This is a genomic window from Stenotrophomonas sp. YJH_SMC_135 (assembly GCF_059372355.1).
The window spans coordinates 1-17,525 of record NZ_JCAFVN010000005.1 but is presented as its reverse complement, the minus strand read 5'-3'; the positions used below and the strand labels follow the sequence as shown (position 1 = coordinate 17,525).

At 66.9% G+C, this 17,525-nt stretch carries 14 protein-coding genes and 1 rRNA gene; 4 read left to right on the top strand and 11 right to left on the bottom strand.

The features are described from left to right. Positions 1-3: 3 nt before the first annotated feature. From AC5P98_RS16610 to AC5P98_RS16590, 5 genes are read right to left on the bottom strand one after another with little or no spacing between them, the layout of a single operon-like run. Positions 4-594, bottom strand: coding sequence for a cytochrome c oxidase assembly protein (locus AC5P98_RS16610; RefSeq protein ID WP_049408386.1), 591 nt, complete (start codon positions 592-594; stop codon positions 4-6). Continuing rightward, positions 591-791 carry a hypothetical protein gene (locus AC5P98_RS16605; RefSeq protein WP_049408388.1) on the bottom strand — a complete coding sequence of 67 codons (201 nt, stop codon included), beginning with the start codon at positions 789-791 and terminating at the stop codon, positions 591-593. Before AC5P98_RS16605 ends, AC5P98_RS16610 begins: the two co-directional genes overlap by 4 nt. A gap of 8 nt (positions 792-799) precedes the next feature. Further along, entirely contained in the window at positions 800-2,407 is a 1,608-nt protein-coding gene (gene ctaD / locus AC5P98_RS16600) for a cytochrome c oxidase subunit I (protein ID WP_004153896.1), read from the bottom strand. A gap of 59 nt (positions 2,408-2,466) precedes the next feature. Next, positions 2,467-3,420 (bottom strand): cytochrome c oxidase subunit II, encoded by a 954-nt coding sequence (gene coxB / locus AC5P98_RS16595; protein WP_049408390.1) that lies wholly within the window; start codon positions 3,418-3,420, stop codon positions 2,467-2,469. Between the two features lie 11 nt (positions 3,421-3,431). After that, complete coding sequence (locus tag AC5P98_RS16590) at positions 3,432-3,908, bottom strand: DUF2244 domain-containing protein (protein WP_004153894.1); 477 nt, start codon at positions 3,906-3,908, stop codon at positions 3,432-3,434. 274 nt (positions 3,909-4,182) lie between these two features. Between AC5P98_RS16590 and putA the strand changes: the two genes are divergently transcribed. Continuing rightward, entirely contained in the window at positions 4,183-7,401 is a 3,219-nt protein-coding gene (putA, locus tag AC5P98_RS16585; RefSeq protein ID WP_014645688.1) for a bifunctional proline dehydrogenase/L-glutamate gamma-semialdehyde dehydrogenase PutA, read from the top strand. Positions 7,402-7,490: 89 nt separating this feature from the next. Here the strand turns inward: putA and AC5P98_RS16580 are convergent, their stop codons facing one another. The 3 genes from AC5P98_RS16580 to AC5P98_RS16570 form a co-directional block, all read right to left on the bottom strand. Further along, positions 7,491-8,564, bottom strand: coding sequence for an AAA family ATPase (locus AC5P98_RS16580; protein WP_049408397.1), 1,074 nt, complete (start codon positions 8,562-8,564; stop codon positions 7,491-7,493). Next, entirely contained in the window at positions 8,551-9,150 is a 600-nt protein-coding gene (gene pnuC, locus AC5P98_RS16575) for a nicotinamide riboside transporter PnuC (protein WP_049408399.1), read from the bottom strand. Before pnuC ends, AC5P98_RS16580 begins: the two co-directional genes overlap by 14 nt. A 113-nt stretch (positions 9,151-9,263) precedes the next feature. Continuing rightward, positions 9,264-10,691: an outer membrane protein transport protein gene (locus AC5P98_RS16570; protein WP_049419231.1), complete on the bottom strand. Its 1,428-nt coding sequence runs from the start codon at positions 10,689-10,691 to the stop codon at positions 9,264-9,266. Positions 10,692-10,918: 227 nt separating this feature from the next. Between AC5P98_RS16570 and AC5P98_RS16565 the strand changes: the two genes are divergently transcribed. Next, positions 10,919-11,611: a rhomboid family intramembrane serine protease gene (locus tag AC5P98_RS16565; RefSeq protein WP_005414994.1), complete on the top strand. Its 693-nt coding sequence runs from the start codon at positions 10,919-10,921 to the stop codon at positions 11,609-11,611. Between the two features lie 83 nt (positions 11,612-11,694). Here AC5P98_RS16565 and AC5P98_RS16560 read toward each other — a convergent pair whose 3' ends face one another. Both AC5P98_RS16560 and AC5P98_RS16555 read right to left on the bottom strand, forming a co-directional pair. Next, complete coding sequence (locus AC5P98_RS16560) at positions 11,695-13,131, bottom strand: S41 family peptidase (protein WP_049408403.1); 1,437 nt, start codon at positions 13,129-13,131, stop codon at positions 11,695-11,697. Between the two features lie 108 nt (positions 13,132-13,239). Further along, on the bottom strand, positions 13,240-14,460 hold the full coding sequence (locus AC5P98_RS16555) for a murein hydrolase activator EnvC family protein (protein WP_257473507.1): 1,221 nt from the start codon (positions 14,458-14,460) through the stop codon (positions 13,240-13,242). 176 nt (positions 14,461-14,636) lie between these two features. Here AC5P98_RS16555 and AC5P98_RS16550 point away from each other — a divergent pair, with 176 nt between their 5' ends. Both AC5P98_RS16550 and AC5P98_RS16545 read left to right on the top strand, forming a co-directional pair. After that, positions 14,637-15,299: a DUF4097 family beta strand repeat-containing protein gene (locus AC5P98_RS16550; RefSeq protein ID WP_014645682.1), complete on the top strand. Its 663-nt coding sequence runs from the start codon at positions 14,637-14,639 to the stop codon at positions 15,297-15,299. A gap of 86 nt (positions 15,300-15,385) precedes the next feature. Next, positions 15,386-17,095, top strand: coding sequence for a M28 family metallopeptidase (locus AC5P98_RS16545; RefSeq protein ID WP_049408406.1), 1,710 nt, complete (start codon positions 15,386-15,388; stop codon positions 17,093-17,095). Between the two features lie 314 nt (positions 17,096-17,409). Here the strand turns inward: AC5P98_RS16545 and rrf are convergent. Further along, positions 17,410-17,524, bottom strand: a 5S ribosomal RNA gene (gene rrf / locus AC5P98_RS16540). Position 17,525 lies beyond the last annotated feature (1 nt).

The window sequence follows — 17,525 nt, the reverse complement described above, 5'->3', positions numbered from 1 at the left end:
GGGTCAGGGTGCGGCGTGCGCGCCGTCCGAGGTGGCGGCCGGGGCCAGCCGATCGGACAGCGCGTCGTTGCGGTAGAAGGTGTAGGACAAGGTGATCGTCCTGATCTCCGGCGGCAGGTCCGGATCGACGATGAAGCGCACCGGCATGTCGCGCTTCTCGCCGGCCTGCAGCGTCTGCGCGGTGAAACAGAAGCACTCGGTCTTGCTGAAGAAGCCCGACGCACGCGCCGGTGCCACCGAAGGCACCGCGCTGCCGACCACGGCAGCTGCGCTGTCGTTGCGGGCGAAGTACAGCGCCTCGTTGAGCTCGCCGGGCACCACGTCCATGGTCAGCTGCTCAGGATGGAACGACCACGGCAGTCGCGAATTGACGCCGCCATCGAACTCCACCCGCACGGTGCGCTTGCCGGCCGCGGCACCTGCGCTGGCTTCGCCACCGGGACCGCGTTCCAGGCGCACGCCGAACACCTTCTCGCAGGCGATGCGGTACAGCGGCACCAGCGAGAACGTCAGCAGGAACACCGCCACCGCCACGCCGATCAGGCGCGGCAGCCCGGCACTGCGTGACGGTGTGCTGGCCGGTGCCCCGCTCATCGGCCGATCACCCCGCTGAGGATGAAGCCGACGTAGACCAGCACAGCGATGGCGCCGACCCACATCGCGGTGCGCTTCGCACGCTGGCGCTGCTGCTCGATGCTTCCGCCCTGGTAGAGCCGACCGCTGGTCGGCTGCTTCTCATCCGCCGAGCATGGCTCGGCTCTACAGGTCTGCAGCGGGCTCTCGTTATGCATGCCCCACCTCAATGCGTGATGTCGTCATGCGCCAGATCCCCCGGACGGATGGTCGGCGGGGTGGTGAAGGTGTGCGCCGGTGCCGGCGACGGCAGCGTCCATTCCAGGCCGCGTGCACCCTCCCAGGAACGCGCTTCGGCCTTCTCGCCGTTGCGCAGCGAGGACAGCAGGATCGCGGCCATCATGAACGGGGTGACGAACATGCCGAACGCACCGATCGAGCTGATCAGGTTCCAGTCGGCAAACGCCACGCTGTAATCGGGAATGCGGCGCGGCATGCCGGCCAGGCCGAGGAAGTGCTGCGGGAAGAACAGCAGGTTGACGAACACGATCGACCACCAGAAGTGCACCTTGGCCCACTTCTCGCTGTACATGCGCCCGGTCCACTTCGGCCACCAGTAGTACACCGCGGCGATCAGCGCGAACACCGCACCGGTCACCAGCACGTAGTGGAAGTGCGCGACCACGAAGTAGGTGTCGTGGTACTGGAAGTCGGCGGCCACGATGGCCAGCATCAGGCCGGAGAAGCCACCGATGGTGAACAGGATGACGAAGGCCACCGACCACAGCATCGGTGCCTCGAACGTCAGCGAGCCACGCCACATGGTGCTGACCCAGTTGAACACCTTCACGCCGGTCGGGATCGAGATCAGCATGGTGGCGAACATGAAATAGATCTCGCCGCCCAGCGGCATGCCCACGGTGAACATGTGGTGGGCCCAGACGATGAACGACAGGAACGCGATCGCCGCGGTGGCGTATACCATCGCCTGGTAGCCGAACAGCGGCTTGCGGCTGAAGGTCGGGATGATCTCGCTGACCACGCCGAAGGCGGGCAGGATCATGATGTAGACCTCGGGGTGCCCGAAGAACCAGAAGATGTGCTGGTACATCACCGGGTCACCGCCACCGGCGGCGTTGAAGAAGCTGGTGCCGAAGAACTTGTCGGTCAGCAGCATGGTCACCGCACCGGCCAGCACCGGCATCACCGCGATCAGCAGGAACGCGGTGATCAGCCAGGCCCAGCAGAAGATCGGCATTTTCAGCAGGTCGATGCCCGGCGCACGCATGTTCAGCACGGTGGCGATGATGTTGATCGCACCCATGATCGAACTGATGCCGGCCACGTGGATAGCGAACACGCTGAAGGCCACGTTGTAGCCGCCCTGCAGCGACAGCGGCGGATACAGCGTCCAGCCACCAGCCGGCGCACCACCGGGCAGGAACAGGGTCAGCAGCAGCAGGCTGAAGGCCACCGGCAGCAACCAGAACGACCAGTTGTTCATGCGCGGCAGCGCCATGTCCGGCGCGCCGATCTGCAGCGGGATCATCCAGTTGGCAAGGCCAACGAAGGCCGGCATCACGCCACCGAAGATCATCACCAGCGCATGCACGGTGGTCATCTGGTTGAAGAACTCGGGCTTGACGAACTGCAGGCCGGGCTGTGCCAGCTCGGCGCGGATCACCACGCTCATCGCCGCACCGATGATGAACATGATGAAGCTGAAACCCAGGTACAGCGTGCCGATGTCCTTGTGGTTGGTCGAGAAGAACCAACGCTCGAAGAAACTCTGCTGGTGATGGTGATCGTCGTGCCCAACTGCCGAGTGCGCCATTGCAAAACACCTCTCAGAATCGGTTGTCACCACGGCCGCGGGCGGCCGCGGGCTTTACATCACGCGCCGCTGGCTGCGGTGGCAGGTGCGCTGGCCGCTTCTGCAGCAGCAGGCGCAGCCGGCGCCTCGCCCGCCGGTGCAGCCGGTTCGGCAGGTGCCGAAGGCGTGGCCGGCGCGGCAGCCGGCGCCGGCTTGCGCTGCGCCAGCCACTGTTTGAACTCCTCCTTGGACACCGCCTCGACCACGATCGGCATGAAGCCGTGGTCCTTGCCGCACAGCTCGGCGCACTGGCCGCGGTACACGCCAGGCTGCTCGATGCTGGTCCAGGCTTCGTTGATGAAGCCGGGAATGGCATCCTGCTTCCAGCCCAGCGCCGGCACCCACCAGGCGTGGATCACGTCGTCGGAGGTGATGACGAAGCGCACCTTGGTGTCGACCGGCAGCACCAGCCGGTTGTCGACATCCAGCAGGTAGTGCGGATGGCTTTCACGGGTCGGCACGATGCCACTTTGCCGCACGCGGTCGGACTCGCGGTCCAGGCGGCTGGTGAAGGTGACGTTCTCGCCGAGGTATTCGTACTTCCACATCCACTGGTAGCCGGTGACCTTGACCGTCATCTCGGCATCGCGGGTGTCGTACATCTTGATCAGGTTGGCCGTGGCCGGCCACGCCATCACGATCAGGATGATCACCGGGATCACCGTCCAGATGATCTCGGCCTTGGTGTTGTGGCTGAAGGTGGCGGCGACTGCCCCCTTGGATTTGCGGAACTTGAAGATGGCGTAGGCCATCGCGCCGAACACGATGACGCCGATCACCGTGCAGATGATCAACGAGAGATTGTTCGATTCCCAGGCCAGGCGCGAGGTCTGGGTCACCCCCTTGCCCATGTTCAGCTGCCACGGCTTGGGATCGGCCGCCTGGGCCCAGGCCAACGCCGGCATCAGTCCCCCGGCCACCATGGCGGTGACCACTGCAACGCACTTCGTGCCCCACCTGCTGCTTTGCTTCATTGCCTAGACCCTTAGCGTCGTCGGTTGCCGCCATCGCTGGCGGCGAGCAAGCTTTCAAGTGTCTCTGCGAGCGTCTGACGTTCGGCCGGCGCGAGGAAACTCCCCACCTCCACCTGCCGGCCGCTGGATGCCAGCCGGACCCTCTCATCGTCGGTGAGCAGGCGCACCCAGTGGGGGTGGGCCCGGAACACCGGCGATCCACCGGGTACGGGGATGACCTCCACGTACGCCGGCACCACCCGGATCTCCTCCTGCCGTTCACCGCTGCGCCACAAGGCACGCAGCGCCGCCGCCAGCACCAGGCTGTACAGCAGCGCGAACAGGGGGGCGAATGCATTGCCGGCCAACCACCCGAGGGCGGACACCAGCCACATCGCACCCGACAACACGGTGAACAACAGGACGAACTGCCGGGCATCGAGCGCCCGTGGGGGACGCAGCCGCAGCTGCGTACCTGACCCATCCGGAGCTGGAAGCACCTCGATCATGTCGCAACCGCGTTCCTGCCGCGGGAAACGTCTCGATGGTAGCCCCGCCCTCTCGCCGGTAGCAAGGGTGCATTCACACTTTTTCCCATGCTGCAACACAGCATGGGGTCGGCGGCGCGAATGCCGAATTCAGCACAAATATTGCCGGGCTTGCTGAACACGCTGAATACACCACCGTTAGGGGCTATCAGCCCTTCACGAAGGTGGCTGTGGGGCACTTCCGCAACCCGCAAAAATGATTAAAATCGCCAAGTTTTCCATTGGCCGGACCGGCATGAACGCACCTTCCTCCTCCCCTGCCGCCAGCGACGCCCAGCGTCCCGGCGTGCTGCTGTCGCCGGAACTGCCGGCGCCCCCCAACCCGTTCCGCCAGGCCATCACCGATGCCTGGTTGAAGGACGAGGCCAGCCACGTCCGCGAGCTGCTGGCGCAGGCCCGGCTGCCGGCCGACGAGCAGGCCAGGGTGCAGGCGCTGGCCGCCGACCTGGTCGGCCGCGTGCGCGTGCGTGCCAAGGACCAGGGCGCGATCGAAGCCTTCATGCGCCAGTACGACCTGGGCAGCGAAGAAGGCGTGCTGCTGATGTGCGTGGCCGAAGCGCTGCTGCGCATTCCGGACCAGGACACCGCCGACAAGCTGATCCGCGACAAGCTGGCCGATGCCGACTGGGAAAAGCACCTGGGCGGCAGCGATTCCGTGCTGGTCAACGCCTCCACCTGGGGCCTGATGCTGACCGGCAAGCTGGTACAGATGAACGACGCCACCCGCGCCGATGCGCCCAGCGCGTTCAAGCGCCTGGTCGGCCGCGTCGGTGAGCCGGTGGTGCGCCTGGCCGTGCGCCAGGCGATGAAGATCATGGGCCACCAGTTCGTCATGGGCCGCACCATCAGCGAGGCGCTGTCGCGCTCGCACAAGGGCGACAACGCGAACTACCGCTACTCCTTCGACATGCTGGGCGAAGGCGCGCTGACCATGAAGGACGCGCTGCGCTACCTGGAAGACTACCGTCGCGCGATCCACGCCATCGGCGGTGATCACAAGGCCCGCGGCGGCCGCCCGGATGGCGACGTCAACAACGCACCGGGCATCTCGATTAAGCTGTCAGCGCTGTACCCGCGCTACGAGCACGCCAAGCGCGAGCGCGTGCTGAAGGACCTGGTGCCGGGCGTGCTGGAGCTGGCGCAGCTGGCCAAGAGCTACGGCATCGGCTGCACCGTCGACGCCGAAGAGTCCGACCGCCTGGAACTGTCGCTGGACATCATCGAGCAGGTGTTCTCCGACGCCTCGCTGGCCGGCTGGGACGGCTTCGGCGTGGTCGTGCAGGCCTACCAGAAGCGCACGCCGTACACGATCGACCACCTGGCCGACATGGCGCGCCGCGCCGGTCGCCGCCTGCAGGTGCGCCTGGTCAAGGGCGCCTATTGGGATGCCGAGATCAAGCGCGCGCAGATCGAAGGCTATCCGGGCTACCCGGTGTTCACCCGCAAGCAGAACACCGACGTGTCCTACCTGGCATGCGCCAAGCGCCTGTTCACCCATGCCGACGCGATCTACCCGATGTTCGCCACGCACAACGCGCACACCATCGCTGCGGTGCGCAGCATCGCCAACGGTGGCGTGTACGAGCACCAGAAGCTGCACGGCATGGGCGATGACCTGTACGCCGAAGTGGTGCCGGCCGATCGCCTGGGCCTGCCCTGCCGCGTGTACGCCCCGGTCGGTTCGCATGAAGACCTGCTGCCGTACCTGGTGCGCCGCCTGCTGGAAAACGGCGCCAACTCCAGCTTCGTCAACCGCATCACCGATGAGCGCGTGCCGATCGCCGACCTGATCCGCGATCCGGTCGAGATGGTCGCCTCGTTCGCTTCGATTCCGCATCCCAAGATCCCGCTGCCGGTTGACCTGCTGCGCAGCCAGAACCACGACAGGAAGAACTCCATGGGCGCCAACCTCGCCAACGACAACGAACTGCGCGCCCTCGCCGAGCAGCTCAACGCGGCCGTGAAGCCGTGGCAGGCCGCCCCGCTGGTACCGGGTGCGAACCCGGCCGGCGCCTCGCTGCCGGTGACCAACCCGGCCGACACCCGCGAAGTGGTCGGCCAGTGGCTGGCCGCCGATGCCGCCACCGTGCAGAAGGCGCTGGCGAATGCCGTAGCCGCGCAGCCGGCCTGGAACCGCACCCCGGCCGCCAGCCGCGCCGCCATCCTCGAGCACGCCGCCGACCAGCTGGAAGCGCGCATGCCGGAGTTCATGGCGCTGTGCGTGAAGGAAGCCGGCAAGAGCCTGCCCGACAGCATCGCCGAAGTGCGCGAAGCCGTGGACTTCCTGCGCTACTACGCCAAGCAGGCGCGCGAGCAGTTCAGCCACGCCGAGAAGCTGCCCAGCCCGACCGGTGAGTCCAACGAGCTGCAGCTGCACGGCCGCGGCGTGTTCGTCTGCATCAGCCCGTGGAACTTCCCGCTGGCGATCTTCCTGGGCCAGGTCGCTGCTGCACTGGCCGCCGGCAACAGCGTCATCGCCAAGCCGGCCGAACAGACCAACCTGATCGGCTACTACGCGGTGAAGCTGCTGCACGAAGCTGGCGTGCCGGCCGAGGTGGTGCAGTACCTGCCGGGCGACGGCGCCACCGTCGGTGCCGCACTGACCGCCGACCCGCGCGTGGCCGGCGTGGCCTTCACCGGCTCCACCGACACCGCACGTGCGATCAACCGCGCCATGGCCGCGCGTGACGCCGCCATCGGTGTGCTGATCGCCGAGACCGGCGGCCAGAATGCCTTCATCGCCGACTCCTCGGCGCTGCCGGAACAGCTGGTCAAGGACGCGATCGGTTCGGCCTTCACCTCCGCCGGCCAGCGTTGCTCGGCCGCGCGCGTGCTGTTCGTGCAGGACGACATCGCCGACAAGGTGATGACCATGCTGGCCGGCGCGATGAAGGAACTGAAGGTCGGCAACCCGGGCCTGCTGTCCACCGACGTCGGCCCGGTGATCGACGCCGACGCGCTGAAGATCCTGCAGGACCACGCCGAGCGCATGGACCGCGAAGCGCGCCTGATCGCGGCCGCCGAGCTGTCCGCCGAAGCGGCCAATGGCACCTTCTTCGCACCGCGCGCGTATGAACTGAAGGACCTGGGCCAGCTGCACAAGGAAATCTTCGGGCCGGTCCTGCACGTGATCCGCTGGAAGGGCGACCAGCTCGACGCGGTGATCGACCAGATCAATGCCACCGGCTACGGCCTGACCCTGGGCGTGCATTCGCGCATCGACGAGACCGTTGATCGCATCAGCAACGGCGTCCACGTCGGCAACGTCTACGTCAACCGCAACCAGATCGGCGCGGTGGTCGGCGTGCAGCCGTTCGGCGGCCAGGGCCTGTCCGGCACCGGCCCGAAGGCCGGCGGCCCGCACTACCTGCTGCGCTTCGCTACCGAGAAGACGGTGACGGTGAACACCACCGCCGCCGGCGGCAACGCCTCGCTGCTGACCCTGGGCGACTGATCGCCTGCTTGATGCAGTAAACAAAAAACCCCGCGAACGCGGGGTTTTTTGTGCTTTGGGTTCCTGCTGAGCCGAGCATGGGCTCGGCTCTACAGAGGCTGGGCCACACTGAACCGATTGTCCGCCCGCTTCGCCAACTCGCCCTGCACGCGTGCGATGCGCGTCTCCAGATCGCCTTCCAGCAGCACATGCTCGACACCCTCTGCCTGCAGCTGCTCCAGGTACCACGCATGCTGCTGCGTCCGGAAGGCTTTGCCCACGCGCGTGCCATCCTGGTCAAACGGAATATCCGGCGCGCACAGGAACAGCAGGTCGTAGCGTCGTCGTGCCGCTTGCCGCAGCGGCTGCGGCGCCGTGCCAAACATCCAGCCGCTGTAGCCCAGCGTCACCAGCGGCGTGGTATCGCAGAACAGCCAGCGATGCGCACGCCGCACAGCCTCGTCTTCGTGCTGTGGCTGTGTCATTGCGATGCGCAGCAGGTCGCCCGGCGTCAGCTCTCCGCCTCGCTGCTCCCACAGCGTGCGGCCATACTCCGGCACCCAGACGGTCTGCAGACGCTCGGCCAGCACGCGGGCCAGCGTGGTCTTGCCGCTGGACTCGCCACCGATGAAGGCCACGCGCTGTACATGGTCGGCATACACCTGCGGTGCGAGCCCATGGCGATGCGCATGCGGATCGCTGCGCAGCTGGGTGCCGCAGGCCTGCCCGACGTCCAATGCGCGTTCGAGCCGCTCATGGCGTACCGGCGCACCGAAGTGCGTGGCCAGTGCCTGCGCGAAGCCGTCACCGTAGTCCTCACCGGTGTACACCGCCTGCACCGGCCCACCGAACAGGTTCAGGCACAGCCAGGCGGTAAAGTCACGCTGCACCTGTTCGTCATCACTGTCCTGCGGCAGCGCTCGCACCGGCAAGCCATGCTGCGTGCACAATGCGGCCAGTCGCGCGTCGTCAAGAACCGCTACCGTGGCCTGCGGGAAACGCGCACGCAGCCAGCGCTCGCGGCGCGCAGCGCTGTAGCCGGCAAAGCCCGGCCGCGACCAGCCGATCACCAGCAGCCGCTGGCAGCGCGTGGCGGCGAAGTCGATCAGTCGTTCATGGCCGAGATGCAGCGGGCAGAACTTGCCCACCACCAGGCCGCGTGCAACGCGCTCAGGCAGCGGCATCGGCTGCCCTGGCCTCGTCCCGCATCAGGTGCCGCCAATGGCGCAAGGCCACCAGCGCGTTGATCCAGAAGCCCACATACAGGATCGAGGTCAGGTGCAGGCCTCGGCTGTAGTAGAGCGGCACCGCAACGGTGTTCACCAGCAGCCATAGCCACCACGATTCCAGCTTGCGTCGCATCATCAGGATCTGCGCGATCACACTCAACACCAGCACCGCCGAATCGATGTACGGCGCATAGGCATTGGTCAGGCGGGTCAGCATCCAGCCGTAGCCGAACGTGGCCACTACCGCCAGCGGCGCCAGCCAGGCCCAGGCGCGCGGCCGCAATGAAGTGATCGGCAACGGCGCGCCATGGTCACCACGCAGCCACTGCCACCAGCCCAGCACGCTGATGGCGATGAAGAAGAACTGCAGCACCATGTCCGCATACAGATGCGATCGTTCGAACACGGCAGCAAACAAGGCGCAGCCGACGATGCCCAGCCACCAGGTGTGCACGTTGTTGCGGCCGGCCAGCAGGATCGAGCCGGCGACGGCGATGTTGGCAGCCAGCTCCAGCTGGAAGTTCGGATCGGACAGGTTCATGTCGCTATTGTCGTGGATCCGTGCGCTGCGTGGACGCCCCGGCCCGTCCCCACAAAAAGAAAGGCCCCGCTTGCGCGGGGCCTCCTTCGTACTGCTTCAGGCAATCGCCCGAATCAGAACTTGTACTGCATCGAAGCCGCCAGCACGTCGCCGCTGACCTTGTACTTGCCGGTCACGGTGTTGCCGGTGGCCGAGGTCGAGGTGATGTTCGGATCCTTGGTGAACAGGTGGGTGTAGCCCACGCTGTATTCCATCTTGTCCGAAGCGGCGTAGGTCATGCCCAGCGACAGCCACTTGCGGGTGGTGTCCGGCACGCGCACGTCGCGGTGGGCATCGGTGGTCGGGGTCTGGTCATAGGCCAGGCCGCCGCGCAGGGTCAGCTTGTCGTTCACGCGGAAATCGGTACCGATCGACGCGAAGGTGGTGTCACGGTAGTGGAACGGCAGCACGCTGTCCGGCTGGTTGGAGTCGTAATCGACGACGACCTGGTCGAACTTGCTCCACGCGGTGCGCGTGACTTCAGCCATGATCTGCCACTGGTCGTTCACACGGTGGGTGAAGCCCACGGTGGCGCTGGCCGGCAGGGTGATGGTCGCGCGACCGTTGCTGTCGATGAAGGTACCCGGGGCAGCAGTGGCCAGGAAGGCCGCCGCATTCTGCGGGATGGTGAAATCGGCCTTGCCGTCGGTGATCTTGTGCTCGACCTTCGAGCGGTAGCTGAACGCGATGTTGGTGCCTTCCACCGGGGTGACCGTCATGCCCAGGGTGTAGCCGACCGACACTTCATCGCCCTTGATGCGCAGGTAGCCATCGGCGGTGCCCGGCGAGAAGCCGAGCTGGGCGGCCTGGCGTGCAGCGGCCTGCGAGGCCGCCGCAGCCTGGGCTGCGGTGCCGCCGGCAGCCAACACACGCGCCGCAGCGGTGCGCTGGGCAGTGGCGTTGATCGCGGTGCCGGTGTCGACAGCACTGGTCAGGTCGACGTTCAGGCGCTCGGCGAACACCGACGCACCGAACGACAGGTACGGGTTGACGTCATAGGAGAACGCCACGCCCAGGTCGATGGCCTGCAGCTCGGTCTTGACGCCGTTGTAGCGGCCGACCCAGTCGCGGTCGTATTCGGTCTTGAAGCCGAACGGCACGGTCAGCGAAGCACCGAAGTGCATGTTGTCGTTCTCGCCGAACGGCACGTGGAAGTACGCGGCCGGAACCGGGGCGATCATGCCGGCGTCGCCGCCGTTGCCACCGGAAATCGGCGCGCCGTTGGCGTACTTGCCCTGGCCGCGGAACTTGGCGCCGAAGCTGATGGCGCTGACGTCGCCCTGGACCAGGGTGCCGTCGAGCAGGCGCATGGAGGCCGGGTTGGTGGCGATGACCGAGGCGTCACCTTCGGTCGAGGTGGAGCCGGCGAACGCGCGGCCCAGGCCCTTGGCGCTGTTTTCCTTCAGCTGGAAGGCGGCAGCATTGGCATCGGCAGCGGCCAGCGCACCGGCAACGCCGACGGCCAGCAGGGTCAGTCGGGCAATGGTGGAAGCGGTTTGCATCGTAGTTCTCTCTCTCCGGTAAGCGGTGATGGTGCTCTGAGTGCGCCTGCGCCCGACCGGCCCTGAAGCCCTTCGGAGCGCGCCGGATTCCCCTCCCGACATACGACGCCGTATGCGAGTATTACCCAGAGCTGTTAATGAAACAATAACAGCGCAGGCGGTTTTTTCGTCTCAAAAGCTGAACAGGACCGTCCCCACCGAACGTGGCCGCACGCTAGGCTATTGGCATGTTCGTCTCCCTCCCGTCGCGCAAGAAGGCGGCCCTGCGCTGGGCCACGCCCGTGCTGTTCGCGTCATTGTGGCTGGCATTCCTGTGGTCGATCTCGCGCCCGGACGATGCCCGCGGCAGTCTCTGGCTGGACTGGGGCGCCCTGTCCACCGGCCTGACCCGTCCGCTGGACTGGTGGGCGACCCTGCAGGACGGCAGCGTGCTGCGCCTGTTCACTGCGCTGTTCCTGCACGCCGACTGGTCGCACCTGCTGGGCAACCTGGTGTTCCTGCTGATCTTCGGCCTCCCCGCCGAGCGGGTGCTGGGACCCTGGCGGTTGCTGCTGCTGTTCCTGGTAGGCGGCGCGGTGTCCAACCTGGTGGCGATCTACACCATGGGCAGCCCGGACCAGATCATCATCGGCGCCAGCGGCGCGGTGTCGGCGCTGATCGGCGCCTATCTGGCCCTGTTCCCCGGTGCCCGGCTGGGCGTGGTGATCCCGCTGGGCCTGTTCCTGGAGTTCGTGCGCGCCCCGGCCTACCTGCTGATCGGCGTCTGGGCCGCGCTGCAGGTGGTGTTCGCCCATATCGGCCCCAGCTTCGGCATGGTGGCCTGGTGGGCGCACATCGGCGGCTTCGTGTTCGGCGTGGTGTATGGCGTGTACGTGCGCGCCGCGATCGCGCGCCGCCTGCGCAAGCGGCACGGATTCTGACCCCTGATAGTGCCGGCCGCTGGCCGGCTCCACGCTCACCCGCTCGTTCGTAGATCAGTCGAGCATGGCTCGACTCTACAAAATCAAGGCTTGGCCGGGACGGGTTCGGGCTTTGCTTCCGGCTTTGCTTCCGGCTTTGCTTCCGGCTTTGCCGCAGCGGCCTTCGCGGCCTTGGCCGCATCCGCCTTGGCGGCCTCGGCCTTCAACCGTGCGGCCACCGAGCCTGGGTTCTTCAGCTCGGCCAGCGCGTCGTTGATCGGGCCATCGCCCGGCAGCACCGCACCGGCGTGGTAGCCCTCCGTGCCTTCGTCATCGCCGCGCAGATGGCCCGGCAGGGTCGCTTCGCTGTAGTCGCTCAGGCTGGCTGGCAGTGCATCCTCGGCCGGCGTGGCGGCGGGCTTCAGTTCGACGTCCGGCACGATACCGGTGGCCTGGATCGACTTGCCGCTGGGCGTGTAATAGCGCGCGGTGGTCAGCTTCACCGAATCGCCATTGTCCAGCGGCAGCACCGTCTGCACCGAGCCCTTGCCGAAGGTGCGGCTGCCGACCACGCGCGCGCGCTTGTTGTCGCGCAGCGCGCCGGCCAGGACTTCCGATGCACTGGCCGAACCGGCATCGGCCAGCACGACCACCGGTGCGCCCTTCAGCAGGTCGCCCGGGGTCGCGTCGAATCGTGCATCGCTGATGCTGATGCGGCCACGGGTGCTGACGATGTTGCCCTTGTCGAGCAGATCATCGGCCACCTGCACGGCAGCGGTCAGCAGGCCACCCGGGTTGCTGCGCAGGTCCAGCACCAGGCCCTTGAGCTGGCCACCGGACTGCTTCTGCAGCTGCTGCACGTGCTTCTGGAAGTCCGAACCGGTATCGGCCTGGAAGGTGCTCAGGCGGATGTAGCCATAGCCGGGTTCCAGCAGGCGGCTGCGCACGCTGGTCACGCGGATGGTCTGGCGGGTGAGGCTCACGTCGAACGGCTTGGGCTTGCCTTCGCGCACGATGGTCAGCACCACCTTGCTGCCGGCCGGGCCGCGCAGCGGCTCGCTGGCATCGATCGCACTGATCGGCTTGCCGTCGATGGCGATGATCAGGTCACCAGCGAGGATGCCGGCCTTGGCCGCCGGGGTGTCGTCGATCGGCGCGATCACCTTCATGCTGGCGTTGTCCGGCTGCTGCTGCAGCTCCACGCCGATGCCCTCGTAGGCACCATTGGCCTGCTCGTCGAAGGCCTGCGCGTCTTCCTTGTTGAAGTAGGTGCTGTGCGGATCAAGGTCGAGCAGCAGGCCACGCACGGCCGACTGCATCAGCTTCTTGTCATCGACCGGATCGACATAGGCGGCGCGCACCGCGTTGTACACGGCCACGAAACGGCGGATGTCCTCCAGCGGCACCTTCGAGGTCACCGCCTCCTCGCTGTTCGCTGCCTGCCCGCTGGTTTCCTGGCTCGGGGCGGGCGCGGTCTGCTGCGCCCAGGACAGCGCTGGCAACAGGGCCAGCAAGAGGGTGGCGGTACGGGCTGCGCGCATGGATCACTCCTGTCGACGTTGGCATCGTGCCCAAGGCACATGCACCGATTATGCGCGAAGCACAGCTAAATTCCCGTTGAATCCAACCCGCATCCGGCAGGCCTGGATTCAGCGCCGCTGCAGCCAGCTGTCCGGGTTGACCGGCTGCCCGCCACGGCGCAGCTCGAAGTACAGCGCGGTGACGCCCTGGCCACCGGAATTGCCGACCTTGGCCACCGCATCACCGCGGCTGACCCGTGCGCCGGCATCCTTCAGCAGGGTGTCGTTGTGGGCATACAGGCTCATGTAGCCATTGCCGTGGTCGACGATCAGGATCATGCCGTAGCCGGTCATCCAGTCGGAGAACACCACGGTGCCGTCGGCCACGGCCGTGACGGTGCTGCCGGCCGGCGCGCCGATCAGCACGCCGCTGCTGGTACGGCCATCGGGCAGCTTGCCGCCATAGCGGGCCAGCAGGTTGCCGGACAACGGCCAACCCAGGCCGCCGACCTTCGGTGCCGGTGCCGACGCCACCGCAGGTGGAACCTTGGTTGCCGGCGGCGGTGGCCGGCCCTGTGCGGCCGCCTGGCGTGCGGCCCGCTCGGCAGCGGCCTTTTCGGCAGCAGCTCGACGTGCCGCCGCGCGACGCTCGGCTTCGGCCCGTGCGGCAGCGGCACGCAGATTGGCCAGCAGCGTTTCCAGCGCCTTGGCATCCTGGCCCAGTGCCTGTTCCTTCTCGCGCCGGTCCTTGAAGCGTTCGTCGAGCGAGGCCACGGTCTGCGCGCGGTCACGGCGGTCGGCCGCCAGCGCCGCTGCCTGCTGCTTCTGGTCCTGCTGCGCCCCCTGCAGCTTCTGCTTGCGCTCGGCGATCTGCGCCTGCAGCGCTTCCAGTTCCTTCAGGTCGGCGGTGAGCGTGGTGATGCGCTGCGCTCGTTCGCGCTGCAGGTAACGATGGTAGGCCAGGGCGCGATTGGCATCGGCCACCGTGTCCTGCGACAACAGCAGCTTCAGCGGTGCGTGATTGCCAAGCTGATACGCCGCGCGCAGCAGGCCGGCCAGTTCGCGGTGCTGCTGGGCCAGGTTGGTTTGCAGGCTGCTGCGGCGCTGCTCGGCCTGGGCCAGGGCCTGGGCCTGCTCGCGCAGCGCCGCTTCGGTCTGCGCAAGCGCACGGCCGGTGCGTGCCACCTTCTCGTCGGCCTCGCGCAGCTGTTGCGATGCCTGGCCACGCTGCCCTTCGATCTGCCGTCGCTCCTGCGCCACGCCCTTCAGCTCGGTACGCAGCTTCTGCAGCTTGCGCTCGGTCTCGCGGGTGGTCTGCGCAGCACCCGGCAGGGGCAGGGCCAGCGCCATAGCCAGCCCCAGCAGCAGCCAGCGCCCGCCGCGTACGGCGGCGATGTGATGTCGGCGTGATGGGAAGGCGTTGTCGCGCAAGGGCTTTCCAGTGACTTCAGGCAGTTGCGGGGGGTACCGGGGAATGGTGACATCTCCGCACGCGGCCTGCCAGCCGCACATCCATCGAGGTCCCCATGAAAACTCTATCCATTCCGCTGCTGTTGGGCGTACTGCTGGTCACCGGGCCGGTCTGCGCCCAGGAGAACATCAGCAAGGTCAACGGCAGCATCAGCGCCGAACCCGGCCAACGCTACGGCAAGCTGGACACCGTCAACGGCGGCATCCGCGTCGGCGAAGGCGTCGAGACCGGAAGCATCGACACCGTCAACGGCGGGGTGAAGGTTGCCGACCGCGCACGCACCGGCAAGATCGAAACGGTCAACGGCGGTGTCCGCCTGGGTCGCGAAGTGATCGCCAGCGGTGGCGTCAGCACCGTCAACGGCAGCATCTTCACTGATCGCGGCAGCCAGATCGAAGGCGGCGTCGAGACCGTGAACGGCGGCATCGGCCTGGTCGAGAGCCGCGTCGGCAAAGACGTCGAGACCGTCAACGGTGACATCACCGTCGGCATCGGTTCGCAGGTCAACGGCGGCGTGCATGTGCGCAAGCCGAACTTCAGTGTCTCGCTCACCGCCAGCCGCAAGCCGCGCGTGATCATCGGCCCCAACGCGGTCGTCAGTGGGCCGCTGCAGTTCGAGCGCGAGGTGGTGCTGTACGTGCATCGCACCGCACGCATCGGCCCGGTCACCGGGGCCGAGCCGATCCCGTTCGATACCGAAACCGCGCCGGCCGACTGAACCCGTCGCACCCGCCGCTTCGGTGATACTCGCGTTTACCGGTCGCGCATGAGATGCGACCGCCCTTTGTTCTCCAGGAATCGACGATGCCCCGCAAACTCCTCCTGTGCCTGGCCGCCGCGGCCGCGCTCAGTGCCTGCAAAGGCGAATCCACGCCGGCTGCCACGCCGCCCACCGATACCGCTGCCGCGAAGCCGGCCGCCCATCAGTTCTCACCGGAGATCAACGCCGGCGACTTCGCCGAGATGGTCAAGACCCTGGCTTCGGATGAGTTCGAAGGCCGCGCCCCGGGCAGCAAGGGCGAAGAACTGACGGTCAACTACATCCGCGACCAGATGCAGCGCATCGGCCTGCAGCCCGGCAACGGCGACAGCTGGTTCCAGGATGTGCCGATGACCGAGACCACGGCCGATGAATCGACCGTGCTGAAGATCACCCAGGGCGGCAAGACCACCGAACTGAAGTTCGGCACCGACATGGTGGTCGGCACCCGTACCGGCCAGGCCGAGGTGAAGGTCGATGCCAGCGACCTGGTGTTCGTCGGCTATGGCGTCGATGCGCCGGAGCAGAAGTGGAACGACTACGCCGGTCAGGACTGGAAGGGCAAGACGGTCGTGATGTTCGTCAACGACCCGGGCTTCCACGTCGACGACGCGAAGCTGTTCGACGGCAAGCGCATGACCTACTACGGCCGCTGGACCTACAAGTTCGAGGAGGCCGCCCGCAAGGGCGCCGCCGCCGCGCTGATCGTGCACGACACCGCCGGCGCGTCCTACGGCTGGGACGTGGTGAAGAATTCCTGGGCTGGCCCGCAGTACGACCTGCCCGCCAAGGATGACCCGGAAGCGCGCATCCCGGTACAGGGCTGGCTGAGCGCCGACGCGGCCAAGGCGCTGTTCGCCGGTGCCGGCCTGGACCTCGCCCAGGCCTACAAGGACGCCAGCAAGCGCGGTTTCAAGCCAGTGCCGCTGAAGGCCACCGCTGCGGTCGACCTGAAGAGCCAGATCGCACAGAAGCAGTCGCGCAACGTGGTCGGCGTGCTGCCGGGCAGCAAGCGCGCTGACGAGGCCGTCCTGTACATGGCGCACTGGGACCACCTGGGCAAGCATGAGGGTGAGACCGGCGACAACATCTACAACGGCGCGGTCGACAACGCCACCGGCGTGGCTGGCATTCTCGAAGTGGCCGAAGCCATGGCCCACCAGGAGCCGAAGCCGGAGCGTTCGGTGGTGTTCCTGGCGGTGACCCTGGAAGAGTCCGGCCTGCTGGGTTCCAAGTACTACGTCGCCCACCCGACCTTCCCGCTGGACAAGATCGCCGGTGTGATCAACATCGATGCGATGTCGGTGGCCGGCCGTGCCAAGGACGTGACCGTCACCGGCTTCGGCAGCTCGGAGCTGGAGGACATCCTCAAGCCGCTGGCCGCCGCCCAGGACCGCACCCTGCACGGTGAGACCTCGGTACAGAGCGGCTTCTACTTCCGCTCCGATCACTTCAACTTCGCAAAAGCGGGTGTGCCGGCCCTGTACGCCGATGGCGGCGAAGACCTGCGCGAGGGTGGCGTGGAAGCGGGCCGCAAGGCGGCGGCGGACTACGGCGCCAACCGTTACCACGGCCCGAAGGACGAGTTCGACGCCGCCACCTGGAAGCTGGACGGCACCGTCGAAGACCTGCAGCTGATGTACGGCGTGGGCAAGGAACTGGCCGGTGGCGATCGTTGGCCGAACTGGTATGCAGGCAATCCGTTCAAGGCAGCCCGCGACGCGATGATGAAGGACAAGGTCCCGGCCAAGTAAAGTCGGGCCATGCTCGACTGAGCACTGTTGAGAGCAGAGCGGCGCCCCACGGGGCGCCGCTTTTCTTTTGCGTACCGTCGGCGGCTCATCCACGGTTGGTGTGGATCTGCCGATAGCGCCGGCCGCTGGCCGGCAATCGATTGGTAGCGGCCAACCCTGGTTGGCGCCATGCCCCTCGCGGAGCACTTACGCATGGCGTGGATCTACCGGGCAATGCAACGCCATCGGATTGCCGGCCAGCGGCCGGCACTACCGGGATTTCCTGCGCACAAAGAAAAACCCCGCTGCATGAGCAGCGGGGTTTTGGGTGTAAACCCTGGCGATGACCTACTCTCGCATGGCTTGAGCCACACTACCATCGGCGCAGCTGCGTTTCACTTCCGAGTTCGGGATGGGATCGGGTGGTTCCACAGCGCTAATTTCACCAGGG